The sequence below is a fragment of the Microcoleus sp. Pol12A5 genome, from assembly GCF_036701435.1.
Classification (GTDB): domain Bacteria; phylum Cyanobacteriota; class Cyanobacteriia; order Cyanobacteriales; family Microcoleaceae; genus Microcoleus.
In genome coordinates this window covers 46,230-61,722 of record NZ_JAUBQU010000007.1, presented here as the reverse complement: position 1 = coordinate 61,722, position 15,493 = coordinate 46,230, and the positions used below count along the sequence as shown (strand labels likewise).

Below are 15,493 nucleotides of genomic sequence, written 5' to 3'. Positions count from 1 at the left end.
GTCATTCAGACAATCCCAGAATCAAGGTGCATTTAAAAATAACTGCATCCCGCGCAAGTTGAAATCGACAGTTTCTTCACTAGCAAGATATTAGATATGTTCAAAGGCAAAGAATACATGAGTCAACAGCAGCAAATCCTTGTGGAAGAATTCGAGGCTGAAATTGAATCGGAGTACGCACTGTGTGTAGCCCAGCTCCACAAAGCCAAGCAAGCCATTGAATGGGCGACGACAGGCTTAACCGAACAACAGCAAAACTTAGCCAATTCCGAAATTGATGCGCTCCGCAAGTATTGGCACGAGCGGTTAGAAGCTCTAATCAATCTTGTATCCTGGAGAGCTCCGAAGTGGCTCCAACAATTGAACGAAAAATATCCGCTATCGCTATCTTAAGCACCTTATTAGAAGTTGAGTTCGAGAATTTGGTGATAGGTGGTGTGATGGCAGACAAAACGGCGTTGAAAAAGGAGAAAGCATGAAGACAACTGAGCTAATTATTGCCGAACTACAGAAAGCCTTGTCCTTGAAAGGGTTACAAATCAACAAACGAGACTCTCCCGTTACGAAGGGCTATTCAGAAGAATGGGTAATCCAGGATAGCGAGGAGTGGAACTATGCAGGTTTTGGGGTAAAAAATGGCAGGTATGAATACACCCTTGTCTCCAACAAATCTTTACCTTTTGAAGCTCAATCAACAATCGATTGGGTGCAGAGTGAGATTATCCGAGTTCACCAATTAGCTTCTAACACTGAGGCCACCTCAACAAATAACCCGGAGTCTATCATGTATCGTGAATTAATCGAAATACTAGCAGTAGAGCTAGCCAGACGACAGGGAAACTCGATTAGAAACAGCAATACCACTAATCCCAAGTTTCAGGTCTACCCAGCAATGGCTAAAGTTTCTCTTGAAACCATTGATGGGTTATTGAAAGAAGAAAGTATCAAATTCAAAGACCTGGAAGTCTACACGATTGGGCGAACATCTTCCTCTCCCAGTGCCAACATTCTGCTGTTGGATGAATTGACCGACCGACTGATCGTTAATCTAGCTAAGGTTAACGGACAAAAGATTGAAAAGATATACTTGGGCGATGTCATTATCCAAGTGTATTTAGGAACGGTCAGAACTTGTTTGAGTGTAATCGATAGTTTCCTATCACAAAGAAAGCTAGAGTTTGAGGACTTAAAAGTGTCCGAAATGTGTCAGATACCAACCCTATAAAATCAGGAGTCGTAACAATGTATCACGAATTGCTCGAAAGATTGGCAATTATACTAGCCAAAACCGAGGGTTGGGAAATAGGAGATATTCACGCCGACAATCCGAGAATAAAAGTGTATTTAAAAATGGCGGCAGCCTGCTTGGGTGAAATAGACAATTATCTGGAAGAACAAGAGGTAGAATTCGGAGATTTGGAAGTTAATGCAAGGTACGAGATGCCTCACGCTTTAGACCAACAGTAATGTGTTTAGATTAGCGCAATTAATCCTAGTTACACTAATCTAAATAACCAAATAGTGTCACAGGTAAAAATGCTAACTCCATTTCCCCAACCGGAAAAAAATCAAAACGCTTAGAAAATAATGCTGTATTTAGTTCAACTCAAATTAGAAGGCAAAGCTTTTTTTGCGTATAGGGATTCAAATGGTGTGTGGGATAAAGTGTCTCTTTTTTCCCACGCTACTACTCAATTTAAAACGCAGAAAGGAGCATGGGATGCACTCAAGCGAGTTCCCAAATATTGCAATGAATCTGGGTATGACTCATTGCAGAAAGCAGGCTATGAAATAGACGTAATTGGATTAACTGAATCTGACGTTCAAGCTTACATCTGTGAAGAAGAGCAAAGAAGCCGCGCTTCCTTGTTGGAAGACAATAAAAGGAAAATTTCTCGATACGGACGCGAAGCCGAAAAGCAAGTGATGGAATTTTTCCTATCATCTACCATTGGTACTCAAGTCAGGATTTACAAAAGGTTTTCATTTGATTGGGAGGTGGCACAAATCACTAATATCAATTTAGATCGCTTTGAAGCCAAGAACATTGAATTTGAATTACTTACGGGTAGAAGCCCAGAGTTTTTAGCTTTACCTCCTGATGATGAGGTGAGCGAAGCTATTATCTCTCAGCAATTGCTCGAAGATTTTACAGCAAACTACTGGAAATGGAAGCTGACTCCTAAACAGCAGATTGCTATTGCAAAAATCCTCACAACCTTTTTATCGAATTCCTAGCAATCCATCAATTTACTAGCCAAAACAGCAACAACAAAAAGCAACAAAATGAATCAACCCAATCAATACGACGCCGTACTCGGTGGCAACAGCCCCTTGCCACTGCAAGGAAGCGCGGTTATGGGAACAGCGAACAGATACTCGGAACCGGAACACCGCCAATTTTGTTTGGACATGGCAGCAGCTCAGTTGCCAGTTACCCATTATGACGGTCGCTTCTATTGGTCGGGCCCGTCTGCGATAGTTGGCGACCTCCAAGATGTTCTCGGCGCAACTAAAGTCAAGTGCGTTTGGGATGAGTTGGATTCTCGGTTTGCGGTGTATCCCAGAGCCTACAGCCGCGAAGCGATCGCTCTCATGCGAACTTTAGATGAGGCAGACATTCTCAGCATTTACTTTTTCGTGAAAGCAGGAACGCAACCATACAAAAGGCTAGCAGAGAATTGCTTGAAAACTATCCATTCAGAATTGGGTTTAAAGGTGGAAATTTTAAAACTTATTACAACGGAGGGTGTTTCATGAAAGCTCATAATTCAGTACCTAGAACCTGAGTATCGACTCCGTTAACCAGTAAAGTTGCAACACAATCGAGCTTTTACTACGCCGTATCTAAAGCTCGGTTGCTACACAGTATAGAACAACAAAAATTATGTTTGTAGCTCAATCCATCAGACAACCCGAACAGTTTTACTACGCCCATACTTTGTCGAGTGCTAGGCGCTGGAAAACGCGCCGTGGTGCTGACAAAGCCGTCGCTCAATATCCCAACAGTTACATAGTAATCGCAGAAGCGGAAATAGGTTCGCCAGAACACAAATCTCTGTTTCTGATAGCTCGCATCCAAGTAGAAAAAGCAGCAGAACAGGCTTACCGCAACCACAGTTCCGAGGCTTTATCTTTCGACTATCCTGACACTCATTTTGAAGAATTGGCGGTGCGGGCTTGGGAGCGCTACCAGCAGCAGCGGTTGCAGGAGGCTGCGAGTTGAGCTTGTACGCCATAAGGTTCAAAAAGGATAGCAAAGTGCGCTACCCTCGATAAATTAGAAAATACTTTTTGCGTTAAAGGACTGATAGATGACAATAAACAAGCCTATTCTTGAAACTTTGCAGTCCATTATTGCTACAAAAGAGTTCAGGCTTGTTAATGGAGACAGCGAGCGGTGGAATATTACCGATGCAAAAGGAGTTATTTATGCGACAGTTGCCGAACGACTTTACGGCGGTTGGGAATATACTTTAGCTGAATCGCTCGAACTATCAACCCTGGACTGGATTGAAAAGCAAATAAGTTTAGTGCTTTCTAGCGGCTTTTTCCTTCGCGTTAGGCAAGGAAGAAGCAACAAAATGTACTATGTTATCCGTTGTGGTACTGAAGAGAGTTACTTCTATGTTACAGAATTAACTAATGGCTTTAAACTTGACCTTAGCAACGAGATACAAAATGCCAAGCAGTTCAAAACATCCGACAGTGCCTTGAGATTTATGTCGCGATATGTGACACCCGGAATTCGCAGCGTTAATATTTATAATCAATATGAGGTTGCCATCGTAAAAATAGAACAAAGGAAAAAAAATGCCTAAAAATTCCTTAACATCCGACAACTTAGAACAATTACCAGTTCCTAATGGGTCAATTCAATTGGACTATCAATGTATGGCGACCGTTCAGCAGCGGTTGCAGGAGGCTGAGAGTTGAGTTTGTACGCCATCAGGTTCAAAAAGGACAGCAAAGTGCGCTACCTAATCCAAACTCAGGGGAATCCCGAATACAACTCCATTGATTCGGGTACTTTGGAAGGAGCGAAGACTTGGAAAACCGAACGGGGCGCTAACAATTACTTAGCTAAGCTCTTGGTAGAGCCAGGTGGCGACAAACTCCGAAACCGATGGACGACCATCGAAGTTGTGGAAATCTCCCCGCAGCAACAATGGCATACTAAGAATTCAGGCGTTATCAAAGAAGCCAAAGCTAAATACGACAGCAAGCGCCCTGTGTTCTCGTTTCGCCCCAAGCCTGAGATTCTAGAATGGTTAGAGAAGGAGCGATGCGAGGGTGAAAGCGATGCCGATTTGCTCAACCGCAAGCTAGGAAAGTTAATGAAGTTGGAAGAATGATCGAAGTGTCAGCTTTGTTTTTGTGCTTCACTGACCCTCAGTTCCATCAATAATTGATATTTACCAATCAAATTATTGACTTTAGAGCTATCGATATTGGTGTGGGAGGCGACTGCATCACCTTGTTGCACCTTGCGTGCAATTATCTGCAAGCTTTCTTGTAATTCTTGAATTTCTGACAGCAATGTTGCTTTAACTATTTCCAGGTTCATAGATACCCTCACCTCTGAAAGCTCTAATGCCTGCTATTTTCATTGTACAATAGAAGTGGTTAGCGCTGATAAAGTTAGTTTTTTTTGCATGAGTTTATCTTAAATACCCTGTCACTTATGGACGAACTAAACATCAAAAAACAGCTAAAAATAGAAATGGATGCTGCTTATAAAGCTTTCACAAAGAATCCGAGTGCTATCAATTATGTCAAGCTAGAAAGAGCCATGCTCAAATACCAAATGTACGACAAAAACCGAGATCATTACGCAGCAGGTGGATAGCAACACCGCACCACACAGCAAATACAGTATCGACTCAATAGATTAGCCCAACCTTAATTATTAGAATGAACTCTCCTACTGAAACTACCGAGATAGAGCAATTTAAAGGATACTTGCAAGATTTAGCGGCAGTGATGAAAAATGTACCGGGCAGAACGGATTGGAAGTACCGGGGGTATGAGGAATTGGTTTTAGAGTGCGGAAGGGTGATGGAACCCAAACCGCTGCCTAAAAACATCAAACAAGGTCAACCGAGACTTTGTTACGCCAACTGCCAGCGCTTAGTCTTAAAAAACCGCAGCCTCACTTACGTGGAGGGTTATGCAATGGCGCAAGACGTGTCTATCCCGCTGCACCACGCTTGGCTGCTCGATGCCAACGGATACGTTATCGACCCGACTTGGGAACCTTTTGGCTGTTGTTATTTGGGAATTCCCTTGGCGACATCGTGGGTAAAATCAATTTGGAAGTCCCGGAAGCAGAAGGGACGGCCTGATGAACTGAGCATTTTGCAGGGGAATCACCTCGAAGAGTTTTCGATTTTCAAACAAGGATTCCCGGCGGAGGCTCTTGCTTAACCTCGAATTAATTGAATGTCATGAACATTACAGACACCGCTAAACAATTTGCAATTGCCCAACACGGCACTCAACAATACGGCGAGCATCCCTACTCCTATCATCTAGCTCAAGTATCCCACGTTCTAAGCGAATTCGGTTATGCAGGCGATGAAGCAATTGCAGCAGCAGGATGGCTCCACGATACGCTAGAAGATAACGCCAACAACTTATGAAATGCTTGTGTCTGAATTCGGGAAAGAAACGGCGGATATTGTGTGGGCTGTAACCAGTGAACAAGGGGAAAACCGAGCCGAGCGCTTTCGCAAAACTGCCTTAAAAATCCAGTCGAACAAAAAAGCTTTGATTGTCAAATTGGCTGATAGAATCGCTAACACCGAAGCTAGCCTCCAAAGCAATCCCCAACTCTATAAAATGTACCTCAAAGAGTTCCCGCTATTCAAGGAACTGCTGTATAATCCCCAGGATGTCGAGCTATTGCCGATGTGGAATCACCTCGAACAAGTAAACTCTTTTTTGTAACAGGAATTACATCGTGAGTAATGTAACTGAAACTATATCAGGAGAGCAGATAAAGCGCTACTTAGAAAGTGTAGTTGCAGCAATGGAAGTACCGCCCGCCAGAGCGCATTGGAAGTACCAAAGGTATGAGGAATTAGTCTTAGACTGCGGCTTCATTATGGAACCTCAGCCACTACCCGAAATGATGGAACCCGGCATCCCACAGTTTTGTTATTGGAATTGTCAGCAATTGGTATTAGCTTCGGACAGCCTCACCTACGTCGAAGGATACGCCCTTCATGCTGATGTCGGGTTTCCCATTAGCCATGCTTGGTTGCTCGCACCCGATGGATATGCCATCGACCCGACTTGGGATTCTCCGGGTTGCTATTTTGGAGTTCCGCTCTCTACAACATGGGTGGAGTCTGTTCTAGCAACGCGCAACCCTCTGGATAACCTCAGCATTTTTGATGGCAACTACATTGAGCGATTTTCCCTGCTCAAAGATGGATTGCCGGTTGATGCTTTTGCTAACTTACTGCGGTGAATTGAACTAAACGCTGCGGGTTATCTATCGGTTGCACCGTTACGAATGATGGTTCCACAACAATTGTACGAGCAGTTGCAGGTGTTCGAGTTCGGGCTCGAAGCCGCAAGCCTCTTCCCAAGCCTCGGTTAAAGCTGCCCATCCTTCGGGAGTGTCGGGTTTTTGACGCATGAGGGCGATGAAATTGGTGGTGGTGCGGGCTCTTGCTGGGTCAATCCCCGACCTCACCAGTTGCAGCTCGAACGGGGGATGGCTGCTGTTGGCGAGGATGTCAGCGTAGTCGGTGTCCAGTAAATTGATTTGTTCAAGCGGCGAGTCAGTCATTTCCCTGCATTCCATATTTCTTAGTGCCTCCCCATCATTTCACGCTTGTCTGACTCTTGAGCGATCGCCAAGTGAGAGCAAACAAAGTACGCAGCAGCAGAAACTCGCTTGGCGACCGCACACAGCTCCGGCGACTCCTGGGTTTTTTAACTTGCTATCCTCAAGTTGTCCTACTGGTAGAGCTAGGGTCTTTTCGATTTATTCGGAATCATTCAAGGGCGACGGCTACTAATGTCTATTTAATGCTGTATCCTAAACCTGCTCTTGCCAAAGCGTTTTTAGAGAAGCCCGAATTGCTCAAAGAGGTGTGGCAGGCGCTCGATCGCCTGATGAGGCGTTGATGGCTGAAGATCGCGTGTATGGGGGTGGGTGGCATAAGCTCGAACCGAGGAATTGGGTAATGCTTTAGGAGAGAAGATTCTTGAGGTTTTACCTGAACGCTCATCGAATAATCTCGTAATCTAACGTTCCCAATCACCGGACGCAGATCGCGAGTCTAGGGCAAGGACAGCATCAAATCGTTCCGGTGCATTGGGCTTGTTATGCGGCTCTGATACAATCGTTCATTAATTGCTAAAGCACACTTGTAGAGATCCTCCATTGTCGCCAAGTGCATTGTCCGCATCATTGATTCGCATATCAACAGCATTAAATGAACCTGTGAAAGATGCAGAACTTTGAATCCACAAAACACCTTGACCACTACTCATTAATAATGCACCAAAAGGGAATCTCTGATCGTATTTATACTGATTGTATGGTCTGAGAGATTCAGCATCTCGTCCACTATGTCCAGAAGAACCAACAGGTGCATAGCCTCGAGTATCGACACTCCAACCTCCGCTAATACTTGCTACCTTAGAAAAACTACGCGGAAAATTAAATCTCTGCCAACCTTTCTTTGAATCTACTGCTACACAGTAGGGTCGAGATCTTTCTCCAACAATAAATTCTTCAACCTTGCTCAGGTATCTGCTTTGTTTACTTTGTGCTTCTTGATGATAATTTCCTGGAAAGGGAAGTCCCCCTGTAACTACTGCCTGAGACATCCACTCTGCTCGTCTTAGGCAATTATCAACTGCGGCAACTCTTGATCCACCTCCTGTCAGGATATCTTGTGGTCTTAAGCGTTGAGAGGCTCCATCCTTACACACCTGGAAAAGCCCTCGTGTAAACTCATCGTTGCATTGAATACCAATCGTACCAAGCGAGTAGTAGCAGCGATCGTGCCTGTTACAAATATCTCTAAAGCTAAAATTATAACCAAGACTACCAAAGTTATCATATTCGCCTGGTCTTCCTCCTGGGATAAGTAGTTAGACAAAATTAATTACATATTTATCACCAAATTCTCTGAGGATTTTTTCCACAGATGCAGTAAAAATTTCCCAACTAGAGTAAGCATCTATATCAATCCATTCATACTTAATAAACCGCCACAAAATTTCTATCAAATTTAACTCGGGTGAATAGGTAGGTAGTTCAAATATGGTAATCCCACGTTCTTTCCATTCTTCTATTTTATCAAGAATGTAACCACTGGTATGAATTGATGCTCGATCTACAACAATCACCGTGGGCTTATTGACTATAGGAAAGAAAGCGTCAATACAAGCAACAATCACATCCGAATTAATACTTTGAAGTGAAACATAAGCTTCAAGATTATTTTTTCTATTCATGATACCCAACACATTGATTCGACGACTACGACGACTTTTTATTTTCAAGTATTTTCCCCGCTCTTGCCATCCATAGGGAACGCAAGGGATGAGACAAAAACCAGTTTCATCTAAGTAATACAAATCCAGTTCCCCTCGCTCTTCTAATTGTTTAAATTCGTCGAGTTGAGTCTTTTTCTCTTGATATTCTGAGGGGTCTGGCTCTCCTCCAACCTCTAGACGCATTCGATGCCAACTCATATTAAACTTTTTGATAATTCTTTTGATTGTTTTGGTACTGATTTTGATTCCCCATGTTTCTTTGATCTTCTGTACTACGTGTTTTAATTGTTTTGGTTCTTGTTTAGTCCATTCTCTAATTTGGTCTTCTTGTGCAGAATCAAATGTGGCTTGACGCCCTCTTCCAGGTTTGTTGTATAGTCCTAATATTCCTTCAGATTCCCATCGTTCAAACCAGTTATAAATTGTTTTGCGAGTTACTTGAAAAGTTTTAATTAACTGTTCGATTTTTGCCCCTCCTGATGCTAAAATTAGGAAATGAGCTCTTTGCCGCACCTGATGATGTCGGCTTTGGCGATGAACTCGCTTCAGCAATTTTAATGAAAGAGGATTAATTTCTCGAAAAAATATCATGTCAAATCTCTGTTGATACACAACTTGTTTTATTTCATTATATTTTATCAGTTTTTTGTATAATTAATTCTGTCTACCTACTTACTACAACCATTCGGGCGTTTGGCGTAGGGATATAAAGGAAGCGTTTCATCTCCCTCACCACTATCTAAGAAATCTCGCCAGCAAGGTAGAGAATATCCGTCTTTGCTACCACAGTCCTGAGCTTTTGCTGGCTGCTCAACCGCAAATAAAAAACCTTCAATAACCAATAGTGAAAACAGAACCGTTACGATTTTTTTCATCACTCTTTGCCTAGTCTTAAATCTTAGCCGTATAACTATTAATTGTGTCGCAGTTGCGGTGTAATACCCTATTACAGCCCATAAAACCGCAAGTATTTAATTCCTAAACCTACGCTTCTCTACAGGCTCGACCCAAATTGTGCAGAACCCAGAACTAGCTGACCTACCCGTCACCTCCAGAGTCACCCCAAAACGCCGAACATCTTTTTTACATTCTAAATTAGTCAGACTATCCGAATTCCACTTCATCAAATTCCGAGCCAACTTTATCAAGGGTGCTAGTTATCCACCGCGCAGAGCTTTTCCTTGCTCGCTTTGTCAGATGAACTCGTTGCAGGGAGCGCAAACTCTCCTTGCCACCAAAACAAACCCATTAATTCCCTCAAAATACAAACACCAAACGGCAGATCCGGATAACCGCAGATACCAAAAAACGCGCAGAAGCAACCCCTCGGTCAATTTGGTTGGGCGAACCAGATAACTGAAAGCTTTTGCGATCGCCTCACACCGAATCGTCCATCCACCCGCACTCCGGGCAATCCCAATGCACCGGGGGGATTTCATATTTGGGATAAGTCATTTCACATTGGGGACACCGGCCGGTAAACAAAGGGTGGGTATCCAAGAGTTCTAACTGTTGCTCTGGCGTCCAGCGCTGCGTCGGTTGCAGGATGAGTTCGCCGCTGTAGTAGCTCGCGCCTGCGGTTTCCCACAATTCTTCCGCTGGGGCGTTGGGGTCTGCTCGAAAGTCGGGGCAAGTGTCGGTGTTAGGGCCTGCGGGGTGGACGGCGCAGACGAGGTGGGGGTTGCGGGCAAAGAGGAGGCAGCGGTCGCATTCGGAGAGTTTGGGCATGGCGGGGCGCGTTGGGTTGGGTTTGGGTTTAGTTTCCCAAAAAAGGGGAATGTTGGAGCGATCGCGAATGCTGCTGAGCGTCAAGACACCGCTGCTTTACCCCCATCAAGAATACGTTATGTGTTCGCCAGGACTCTCTGATTTACTGTGATGACAGTTTTGGTAGCGAGTGTCGTTCTTTGAATGAATTCTGCTTCCGAGTGGAAGCTTTATTTTCCGATATGTTAGCGTTGGCTAATTTTAGCTTAATCTGATTCTGATAGCCTGTTGAATCCAAGAAACCAACGATGAAAAAGTTAATGCCCTTACTATTGGGTGCCGTATTGCTCAGCAACACTGTTGCTTGTCAGAAATCAAGCGAGCCGAGTGCCAACACGAATGATCCGGCTAACAATCGCCCAAATCCTGTATCTAAGCAAAACAGCCCTACGTCCAGTCAGCTTAAAAATCAGCCAGCGGCCGTCCCTGCTGGAACCAGTTTTGATACCGTTCTCCAACAAGATTTATCCACGGGTAAAAACCGCGACAACGAGCCTTTTACTCTGCGAGTCAAAGGAGGCAATAAAACTCTTAAAGATGCCGCGATACAGGGACATCTGGAAGATGTCGTCAAAGCAGCTAAAGGTAAAAAAGCGAGTTTGCATCTAGTTTTTGATGACATTCAACTCGCAGATGGCTCAGCTTATCCCATTGATGTTACTTTGGTGAATACTCAGGTAGAAACAAAAACCAAAGGCAAGTTTGTTCAGAATGCTGGCATTATTTTAGCTGGAGCAGCGGCCGGTCATTTCCTCGGCAATCAAGCTAAATTCAAGCACGGTGCTGTAGCTGGGGGTGCAGCAACAGCGGCTTATGTCTTGTCTAGTCCTGGTGGTGAAGTTGTCCTTAAAAAAGGAACCAATGTTAAGCTGAAACTTAAAACGCCTCTCGATACGAGTCCATAATAAATTGTGCTTTTTTAGACAGCATGGATGCAGAGAACGGAGGCGATTGAGTACCAATCGAAGGCTCTCGCTCGTACAGAATAATTTGCCTCCGTTGAAGGTAACAGTAGAACAGATTTTACAGGAGTTGCCAGAGGCGCGAGTTCAGGACTATCACTTAATGTTGCGGTGTCCGGCGAGTATTGGAAGATGCAAGTCCAAGCTGCGAAGCAGTACAGGGTATAGTTGGCTCCTGCAAGTTCCACCACAAGCGCGGTAGTTAGTGCATATCGTCCTGCCCTAACGAGTCTCCATCAGCCACCATTTCTGAGAGAAATGTCAGGGGATTGCTCATATCAGCAGCGAAACCAAGGATGGCGCGATCTCGATGCTCGTAGATTAAATCTCCCTCAGCATTAAACAAGAAAGTTGCGCCTCGTTGAGTGAGATAAGCAGCATTTGGAACATAGGTTTTCCAATTACTCAGCACTTCTGTCATATTCCGCAGCCGCAAAGTTGCCAATTCAAACGGACGCTGGAAACCCTTGCCACCTGCCCACCGGAAAGTGGAGCCTTTGAGGGGCGGAAGAGGGAAAGCCTGAATAATTTCATCATCACCAATTAATTGAGGTGCTTTTGCGTCGCCTCGATATCCTCTCCATACTTCTGCCAGAGTGCCGGGGCTACCAATCCCCGCACACATGAACAATAGATTGAGGTACGCATTCACAGCCGCCGATAAACCGGGTAGTTTTAACGATAAACCTGGATACAGGTCAAGTTTGTGGTGCAGTTGGGCACTTGGATCTACAAACAAACAGTCGGCAGGAAATCCTGTATAGCCGCAGAATCGCTGACCCGACGAGAGTGAGCCAATTCCCACAGCTCGGATTGCTATCCCTTGTGTTTCCAGCCGTTGAGCGTCCCGCCGCAACCACCAAGCATATTCAAGGCTGTCGAAATCTCCCAATTGCGGCAACAACAGAACCAATTGCCTCATAGAGGAATCGCAACCGTTCAAGATGGGTAAAACGGCTCCATCGCTCACCCGTTGGCGTGAGGTTTGGCTCAAGAGGGTATGGATATTCATCGGCTAATTATCTATTGAGGAATTGGGAAAGTAGAAATCATCAGTTGTTGGACAGATGCTTTACTCACATCAAATCGGGCGGCTGCTTTCGGAATTGATGTATCACCGGGTTGAGATGCTTTAACTATCGCGCTTGAGCTGGCAGGGTATATCTAGCTGTGCTACTTTACCACAGATAAGCCGGTGATTAGAGGCGATCGCCAATCCTCTCTCCGCGAGAGCAGAATCAATAAAATTAGTGCCGACCAGCGTGAAATATTTTGGCAGACTAACTGGAATCAGCGCGGGTTCACGGCATCTGTAGGTAGCTTTTCGCTCGGCTTTCCCAAATAAAGAATACCGAGAGCAAGTGTAGCTCCCGGCATCAACTTTTCCAGTTCCGTTGTTGTTAAGTAAATCCAATCAGGCTCAATGAAAGGAAAATTTGCCTCACTCGATTAAGCACAAACGCTCGTTATTGGTTAGCCTGTTCCAAAGCTGGATTCGTTGAAGCTCCAGCAATTTCGGCTAAATTAATCTTGACGACTTTATTGCGAGCTTCAGCCACTTTGGGCAGAGTTAGCGTTAGAATCCCATCTTTGCATTCAGCTTGCACAGAGTCGTTTTGAATGGGTGCGGGCAAGGAAATTACCCGGTGGAATTTGCCGTAGCGGAATTCAGAACGGACGTAGCCAGATTTTTCGTCTGTGTTTTCGTAGCGGCGTTCCCCAGAGATAGAAATTGCTTCGCGAGTCACTTGAACGTCAACGTCTTTGGGGTCAATTCCGGGCAGTTGCGCTTTTAATACGAAGTTGTCCCCAGCATCAGCCAATTCTAGAGCGGGCCTCCAAGTGGCTTCTGAGTTATCTCTCGTTGTTGCCAATTGGTCAAAAACTTTATCGAGTTGCTGGCGGAGCGTTTCAATTTCCGTGAAGGGTTGCCAAGAGCGCATCAACATAATGTGTCACCTCAAAGATTGGTAATGCTTTATGAGTTTGTTTGGCTTTAAGCTCATTGCTTACAGTTATTATGATGCCGTTTTATAAGTAGGAGCAACAGTCAGGAGAACCCAACCCAGTTAGTCGTATTTGCCAGAATAAGTGCGAAAGAATCAGAATTAACTGGCAGTGAAGAAAACCGTACAAAACTATTCCTAGAAACCGAAAAGGCTGTAGCAACGGCATGAGCTTGCCTCGTCCGTTTTGCACGGCGCGAGCGTCGGGGGAAGTATCGGCGGTGTTGCCAACCGTACCAAAAATGCGGTGCGGGTGATGTGTAGCAGGGTAATGACGAGCACAGCGATCGCTGGTTTAACTTTTAGTCCAGACGGCAAGACGATTGCCTCAGCAAGTTATGACGGGACTTTCAAACTTTGGAATTCAGCAGATGGTACGTTAATTAACGCGATTTCAGACCACAGTGCAGGGGCAGGGGACGTGAAATTTAGCCCCGACGGTCAGATGGTTGCTTCCAGCGGTGTCCATAGCAAAGTGAAAATATGGAAGCTCGATGGCACCAAGCATGAAAACATTCACAGGACATCAGGAAGCTGTAACTAGCGTAGCTTTCAGCCCTGACGGTAAAACCCTCGCCTCTTCCAGTGCTGATAAAACAGTGATTCTGTGGAATTTGGATTCGGTAGGTGCAGGGAACAATTTCTAGGGAATTGTAAGTAGAAATAGGGGGAACAGCCGGGATGTGTCACCCCCTCAGATGTTTGAGGTACTGCAAAAGTTCGTGAGGGCGTTTTGAAGCAGTCACCCCCTAAAGAACATCAAACTGGCTTGTGAAATTTTCATAACTCCCCACAAAAAATTAACACTTACTTCTTCTGGGGTACATTTCGAGGCGGGACAGCACGACCTTCATAAAACCGACGCTCTAAGTTACCCAATCCCCACCATGCCAATGCAGCAGTAATCGGTAGCAAATTTAGGAACGCAGAAGCATGATTCGCTAACGGTAAAACCGCCCATAAAATGATGCCCAAGAATGTCACAATCAACCGAATTCGTTTCAAGTTGGCAAGCGCACGCCGACAACTCCCACAATTGACTGTATGCGAATGATAGCGATCTAGCAATACTTCAGTAGATAGGGGAGGTGACAGTGATTCCCCAGGAAAAGGATCGGCGGCAAATTGATTCACCCATTGACGTAAGTGGGAGACAAACGTATCTGCTTTAGTAGGCAAATAAAACGCCTTACTAAAGCGTTCGCTACCCCCCTTGGCTTCTAAGTAACGCTCTTGGTAATGCAAGAAGATTTGGTCATCTTCTAAGATATTATTTTGCCCGATGTGAGAATACCAGCGCGGGGTGAGTTTGATAAAAAAGGCGGGAAGAGGGGAGGAAAACTTGAAGGGAAACCGAGCAAACACCCGACACTCACCCTTACGAATGGGCGTGGCATAAACAACAGTCATTGTTCTGCCAAACTGCTTTGATGTCAGGTCATGCCACATTAAATTGGGAGCAATAAAGCGAGTATGTTGCTGCCCTAGCGTGCCTTTGCGCGGCCCTTCTTCCCACAAGCCGGTGAACCCTTGCTTGTTGGATGAGCACACTTCTAACTCAACCGGGGCTGCATTGGCGCGGTTGCCGACTGATTGATGGTGTGTAAATGGCACATGACTGGCATCCAACACATTTTCTAGTAGTGTCAGCGCATCATAGGGCAGATCGCGAAATGTGTTGAGGCAAATCCATTCCTCGGGCGATTCCTCAAGCGGTTCAATAATTGGGACAGCCACTTTTGGCGCCCGGTCTGGTTGACCCGGATAAACAAACAGCAATCCTTGGCGCACCGCAGTCGGTAATGATTGAACGCAAGCCCGTTTTGATTGTTGCGGCGTTGTCCCAGCCACTGCTTGCGGGATACGCTCGCACGCGCCATCGCCTTGAAATGCCCAGCCGTGATAGGGACATTCCAGCAATCCGTCTTCAGCAATTCTCCCTTCAGAAAGGGGCGCTAACCGATGGGGACATTGATCCTCAAAAGCTCGCCAGCAGTTAGCTTGAGTGTCCCACCACAACACCAGGTCTTGACCTAGCAGGGTAAATTTATTGGGCTTAGTCTTGTCTAAATCTTCAACATAATGGACAGGATACCAGGCTTCCTTGCAGTCAAATCGAGTTGGGTCAGTGCCGCCGGCAAAAAGTTCATTCGGCTGGTTGACTGAGACTTGCGCTTCGGTCAGCATATTCAAACGATTTAAATTTGGCTTAAGAACAAAGATACTTTACACATC

29 protein-coding genes are annotated in these 15,493 nt (G+C 45.1%); 19 read left to right on the top strand and 10 right to left on the bottom strand.

Annotated elements, in window-relative coordinates:
• Positions 1–96: 96 nt before the first annotated feature.
• The 9 genes from QUA45_RS03365 (at position 97) to QUA45_RS03325 (ending at position 4,355) form a co-directional block, all read left to right on the top strand.
• The gene (locus tag QUA45_RS03365) at positions 97–393 is read left to right on the top strand and encodes a hypothetical protein (protein ID WP_333219431.1); all 297 of its coding nucleotides are present in this window, start codon (positions 97–99) and stop codon (positions 391–393) included.
• Between the two features lie 82 nt (positions 394–475).
• Positions 476–1,225: a hypothetical protein gene (locus tag QUA45_RS03360; protein ID WP_333219429.1), complete on the top strand. Its 750-nt coding sequence runs from the start codon at positions 476–478 to the stop codon at positions 1,223–1,225.
• Between the two features lie 17 nt (positions 1,226–1,242).
• Positions 1,243–1,467 carry a hypothetical protein gene (locus QUA45_RS03355; protein WP_333219427.1) on the top strand — a complete coding sequence of 75 codons (225 nt, stop codon included), beginning with the start codon at positions 1,243–1,245 and terminating at the stop codon, positions 1,465–1,467.
• A 120-nt stretch (positions 1,468–1,587) separates the two neighbouring features.
• A complete protein-coding gene (locus QUA45_RS03350) occupies positions 1,588–2,238 on the top strand; it encodes a hypothetical protein (RefSeq protein WP_333219426.1) in 651 nt (216 codons plus the stop codon).
• Between the two features lie 48 nt (positions 2,239–2,286).
• Entirely contained in the window at positions 2,287–2,760 is a 474-nt protein-coding gene (locus QUA45_RS03345) for a hypothetical protein (RefSeq protein ID WP_333219424.1), read from the top strand.
• Between the two features lie 127 nt (positions 2,761–2,887).
• Complete coding sequence (locus QUA45_RS03340; RefSeq protein WP_333219422.1) at positions 2,888–3,226, top strand: hypothetical protein; 339 nt, start codon at positions 2,888–2,890, stop codon at positions 3,224–3,226.
• An 88-nt stretch (positions 3,227–3,314) separates the two neighbouring features.
• Positions 3,315–3,821, top strand: coding sequence for a hypothetical protein (locus tag QUA45_RS03335; RefSeq protein ID WP_333219421.1), 507 nt, complete (start codon positions 3,315–3,317; stop codon positions 3,819–3,821).
• Positions 3,814–3,936 (top strand): hypothetical protein, encoded by a 123-nt coding sequence (locus QUA45_RS03330; RefSeq protein ID WP_333219419.1) that lies wholly within the window; start codon positions 3,814–3,816, stop codon positions 3,934–3,936. The genes QUA45_RS03335 and QUA45_RS03330 overlap by 8 nt, the downstream gene beginning before the upstream one ends.
• A 35-nt stretch (positions 3,937–3,971) precedes the next feature.
• Positions 3,972–4,355, top strand: a complete 384-nt coding sequence (locus QUA45_RS03325; protein WP_333219417.1) for a hypothetical protein — start codon at positions 3,972–3,974, stop codon at positions 4,353–4,355.
• Positions 4,356–4,363: 8 nt separating this feature from the next.
• Here the strand turns inward: QUA45_RS03325 and QUA45_RS03320 are convergent, their stop codons facing one another.
• On the bottom strand, positions 4,364–4,567 hold the full coding sequence (locus QUA45_RS03320; protein WP_333219415.1) for a hypothetical protein: 204 nt from the start codon (positions 4,565–4,567) through the stop codon (positions 4,364–4,366).
• 117 nt (positions 4,568–4,684) lie between these two features.
• Between QUA45_RS03320 and QUA45_RS03315 the strand changes: the two genes are divergently transcribed.
• The 5 genes from QUA45_RS03315 (at position 4,685) to QUA45_RS03295 (ending at position 6,475) form a co-directional block, all read left to right on the top strand.
• Positions 4,685–4,849, top strand: coding sequence for a hypothetical protein (locus QUA45_RS03315; protein WP_333219413.1), 165 nt, complete (start codon positions 4,685–4,687; stop codon positions 4,847–4,849).
• 65 nt (positions 4,850–4,914) lie between these two features.
• A complete protein-coding gene (locus QUA45_RS03310; RefSeq protein ID WP_333219412.1) occupies positions 4,915–5,427 on the top strand; it encodes a hypothetical protein in 513 nt (170 codons plus the stop codon).
• Positions 5,428–5,447: 20 nt separating this feature from the next.
• Complete coding sequence (locus QUA45_RS03305; RefSeq protein ID WP_333219410.1) at positions 5,448–5,642, top strand: hypothetical protein; 195 nt, start codon at positions 5,448–5,450, stop codon at positions 5,640–5,642.
• A gap of 7 nt (positions 5,643–5,649) precedes the next feature.
• Positions 5,650–5,949: a hypothetical protein gene (locus tag QUA45_RS03300; RefSeq protein WP_333219408.1), complete on the top strand. Its 300-nt coding sequence runs from the start codon at positions 5,650–5,652 to the stop codon at positions 5,947–5,949.
• A gap of 13 nt (positions 5,950–5,962) precedes the next feature.
• Positions 5,963–6,475: a hypothetical protein gene (locus QUA45_RS03295; RefSeq protein ID WP_333219406.1), complete on the top strand. Its 513-nt coding sequence runs from the start codon at positions 5,963–5,965 to the stop codon at positions 6,473–6,475.
• 39 nt (positions 6,476–6,514) lie between these two features.
• On the opposite strand, the gene QUA45_RS03290 is transcribed toward QUA45_RS03295, so the two are convergent.
• Positions 6,515–6,799, bottom strand: a complete 285-nt coding sequence (locus tag QUA45_RS03290) for a DUF4129 domain-containing protein (RefSeq protein ID WP_333219404.1) — start codon at positions 6,797–6,799, stop codon at positions 6,515–6,517.
• 71 nt (positions 6,800–6,870) lie between these two features.
• Here QUA45_RS03290 and QUA45_RS03285 point away from each other — a divergent pair, with 71 nt between their 5' ends.
• Positions 6,871–7,140, top strand: coding sequence for a hypothetical protein (locus tag QUA45_RS03285; RefSeq protein ID WP_333219402.1), 270 nt, complete (start codon positions 6,871–6,873; stop codon positions 7,138–7,140).
• Positions 7,141–7,365: 225 nt separating this feature from the next.
• Here the strand turns inward: QUA45_RS03285 and QUA45_RS03280 are convergent, their stop codons facing one another.
• The 5 genes from QUA45_RS03280 to QUA45_RS03265 form a co-directional block, all read right to left on the bottom strand.
• Positions 7,366–7,848, bottom strand: coding sequence for a hypothetical protein (locus QUA45_RS03280; RefSeq protein WP_333219400.1), 483 nt, complete (start codon positions 7,846–7,848; stop codon positions 7,366–7,368).
• A 267-nt stretch (positions 7,849–8,115) separates the two neighbouring features.
• Positions 8,116–9,114 (bottom strand): IS630 family transposase, encoded by a 999-nt coding sequence (locus QUA45_RS03275; RefSeq protein ID WP_333219398.1) that lies wholly within the window; start codon positions 9,112–9,114, stop codon positions 8,116–8,118.
• Between the two features lie 77 nt (positions 9,115–9,191).
• The gene (locus QUA45_RS03270; protein ID WP_333219396.1) at positions 9,192–9,398 is read right to left on the bottom strand and encodes a hypothetical protein; all 207 of its coding nucleotides are present in this window, start codon (positions 9,396–9,398) and stop codon (positions 9,192–9,194) included.
• Between the two features lie 96 nt (positions 9,399–9,494).
• Positions 9,495–9,662 (bottom strand): DUF6753 family protein, encoded by a 168-nt coding sequence (locus tag QUA45_RS29070; protein ID WP_445305289.1) that lies wholly within the window; start codon positions 9,660–9,662, stop codon positions 9,495–9,497.
• Positions 9,663–9,900: 238 nt separating this feature from the next.
• Entirely contained in the window at positions 9,901–10,251 is a 351-nt protein-coding gene (locus tag QUA45_RS03265) for a hypothetical protein (protein ID WP_333219394.1), read from the bottom strand.
• On the opposite strand from QUA45_RS03265, the gene QUA45_RS03260 reads away from it, so the two are divergent.
• Together QUA45_RS03260 and QUA45_RS03255 are read left to right on the top strand one after the other, a co-directional pair.
• Positions 10,250–10,402 carry a hypothetical protein gene (locus QUA45_RS03260; RefSeq protein ID WP_333219392.1) on the top strand — a complete coding sequence of 51 codons (153 nt, stop codon included), beginning with the start codon at positions 10,250–10,252 and terminating at the stop codon, positions 10,400–10,402. The two genes, QUA45_RS03265 and QUA45_RS03260, sit on opposite strands and share 2 nt — an antisense overlap.
• A gap of 148 nt (positions 10,403–10,550) precedes the next feature.
• The gene (locus tag QUA45_RS03255) at positions 10,551–11,195 is read left to right on the top strand and encodes a hypothetical protein (RefSeq protein WP_333219390.1); all 645 of its coding nucleotides are present in this window, start codon (positions 10,551–10,553) and stop codon (positions 11,193–11,195) included.
• Between the two features lie 259 nt (positions 11,196–11,454).
• Here QUA45_RS03255 and QUA45_RS03250 read toward each other — a convergent pair whose 3' ends face one another.
• Together QUA45_RS03250 and QUA45_RS03245 are read right to left on the bottom strand one after the other, a co-directional pair.
• Positions 11,455–12,264: a peroxiredoxin-like family protein gene (locus tag QUA45_RS03250; protein WP_333219388.1), complete on the bottom strand. Its 810-nt coding sequence runs from the start codon at positions 12,262–12,264 to the stop codon at positions 11,455–11,457.
• 454 nt (positions 12,265–12,718) lie between these two features.
• Positions 12,719–13,201: an Hsp20/alpha crystallin family protein gene (locus tag QUA45_RS03245; RefSeq protein ID WP_333219386.1), complete on the bottom strand. Its 483-nt coding sequence runs from the start codon at positions 13,199–13,201 to the stop codon at positions 12,719–12,721.
• A 244-nt stretch (positions 13,202–13,445) separates the two neighbouring features.
• Here QUA45_RS03245 and QUA45_RS03240 point away from each other — a divergent pair, with 244 nt between their 5' ends.
• Both QUA45_RS03240 and QUA45_RS29065 read left to right on the top strand, forming a co-directional pair.
• Positions 13,446–13,802, top strand: a complete 357-nt coding sequence (locus tag QUA45_RS03240; protein WP_333219384.1) for a WD40 domain-containing protein — start codon at positions 13,446–13,448, stop codon at positions 13,800–13,802.
• Positions 13,753–13,905 carry a WD40 repeat domain-containing protein gene (locus QUA45_RS29065; RefSeq protein ID WP_445305286.1) on the top strand — a complete coding sequence of 51 codons (153 nt, stop codon included), beginning with the start codon at positions 13,753–13,755 and terminating at the stop codon, positions 13,903–13,905. Before QUA45_RS03240 ends, QUA45_RS29065 begins: the two co-directional genes overlap by 50 nt.
• A 160-nt stretch (positions 13,906–14,065) precedes the next feature.
• Here the strand turns inward: QUA45_RS29065 and QUA45_RS03235 are convergent, their stop codons facing one another.
• The gene (locus tag QUA45_RS03235) at positions 14,066–15,445 is read right to left on the bottom strand and encodes a Rieske 2Fe-2S domain-containing protein (RefSeq protein WP_333219382.1); all 1,380 of its coding nucleotides are present in this window, start codon (positions 15,443–15,445) and stop codon (positions 14,066–14,068) included.
• Between the last annotated feature and the right edge of the window lie 48 nt (positions 15,446–15,493).

Bases quoted from the DNA above. Each gene is read 5' to 3' on its own strand.
- QUA45_RS03365 (WP_333219431.1), top strand. From the start codon at position 97: ATGTTCAAAGGCAAAGAATACATGAGTCAACAGCAGCAAATCCTTGTG.
- QUA45_RS03360 (WP_333219429.1), top strand. From the start codon at position 476: ATGAAGACAACTGAGCTAATTATTGCCGAACTACAGAAAGCCTTGTCC.
- QUA45_RS03355 (WP_333219427.1), top strand. From the start codon at position 1,243: ATGTATCACGAATTGCTCGAAAGATTGGCAATTATACTAGCCAAAACC.
- QUA45_RS03350 (WP_333219426.1), top strand. From the start codon at position 1,588: ATGCTGTATTTAGTTCAACTCAAATTAGAAGGCAAAGCTTTTTTTGCG.
- QUA45_RS03345 (WP_333219424.1), top strand. From the start codon at position 2,287: ATGAATCAACCCAATCAATACGACGCCGTACTCGGTGGCAACAGCCCC.
- QUA45_RS03340 (WP_333219422.1), top strand. From the start codon at position 2,888: ATGTTTGTAGCTCAATCCATCAGACAACCCGAACAGTTTTACTACGCC.
- QUA45_RS03335 (WP_333219421.1), top strand. From the start codon at position 3,315: ATGACAATAAACAAGCCTATTCTTGAAACTTTGCAGTCCATTATTGCT.
- QUA45_RS03330 (WP_333219419.1), top strand. From the start codon at position 3,814: ATGCCTAAAAATTCCTTAACATCCGACAACTTAGAACAATTACCAGTT.
- QUA45_RS03320 (WP_333219415.1), bottom strand. From the start codon at position 4,567: ATGAACCTGGAAATAGTTAAAGCAACATTGCTGTCAGAAATTCAAGAA.
- QUA45_RS03315 (WP_333219413.1), top strand. From the start codon at position 4,685: ATGGACGAACTAAACATCAAAAAACAGCTAAAAATAGAAATGGATGCT.
- QUA45_RS03310 (WP_333219412.1), top strand. From the start codon at position 4,915: ATGAACTCTCCTACTGAAACTACCGAGATAGAGCAATTTAAAGGATAC.
- QUA45_RS03305 (WP_333219410.1), top strand. From the start codon at position 5,448: ATGAACATTACAGACACCGCTAAACAATTTGCAATTGCCCAACACGGC.
- QUA45_RS03290 (WP_333219404.1), bottom strand. From the start codon at position 6,799: ATGACTGACTCGCCGCTTGAACAAATCAATTTACTGGACACCGACTAC.
- QUA45_RS03280 (WP_333219400.1), bottom strand. From the start codon at position 7,848: ATGTCTCAGGCAGTAGTTACAGGGGGACTTCCCTTTCCAGGAAATTAT.
- QUA45_RS03275 (WP_333219398.1), bottom strand. From the start codon at position 9,114: ATGATATTTTTTCGAGAAATTAATCCTCTTTCATTAAAATTGCTGAAG.
- QUA45_RS03270 (WP_333219396.1), bottom strand. From the start codon at position 9,398: ATGAAAAAAATCGTAACGGTTCTGTTTTCACTATTGGTTATTGAAGGT.
- QUA45_RS03260 (WP_333219392.1), top strand. From the start codon at position 10,250: ATGGCGGGGCGCGTTGGGTTGGGTTTGGGTTTAGTTTCCCAAAAAAGG.
- QUA45_RS03265 (WP_333219394.1), bottom strand. From the start codon at position 10,251: ATGCCCAAACTCTCCGAATGCGACCGCTGCCTCCTCTTTGCCCGCAAC.
- QUA45_RS03255 (WP_333219390.1), top strand. From the start codon at position 10,551: ATGCCCTTACTATTGGGTGCCGTATTGCTCAGCAACACTGTTGCTTGT.
- QUA45_RS03250 (WP_333219388.1), bottom strand. From the start codon at position 12,264: ATGAATATCCATACCCTCTTGAGCCAAACCTCACGCCAACGGGTGAGC.
- QUA45_RS03245 (WP_333219386.1), bottom strand. From the start codon at position 13,201: ATGTTGATGCGCTCTTGGCAACCCTTCACGGAAATTGAAACGCTCCGC.
- QUA45_RS29065 (WP_445305286.1), top strand. From the start codon at position 13,753: ATGGCACCAAGCATGAAAACATTCACAGGACATCAGGAAGCTGTAACT.
- QUA45_RS03235 (WP_333219382.1), bottom strand. From the start codon at position 15,445: ATGCTGACCGAAGCGCAAGTCTCAGTCAACCAGCCGAATGAACTTTTT.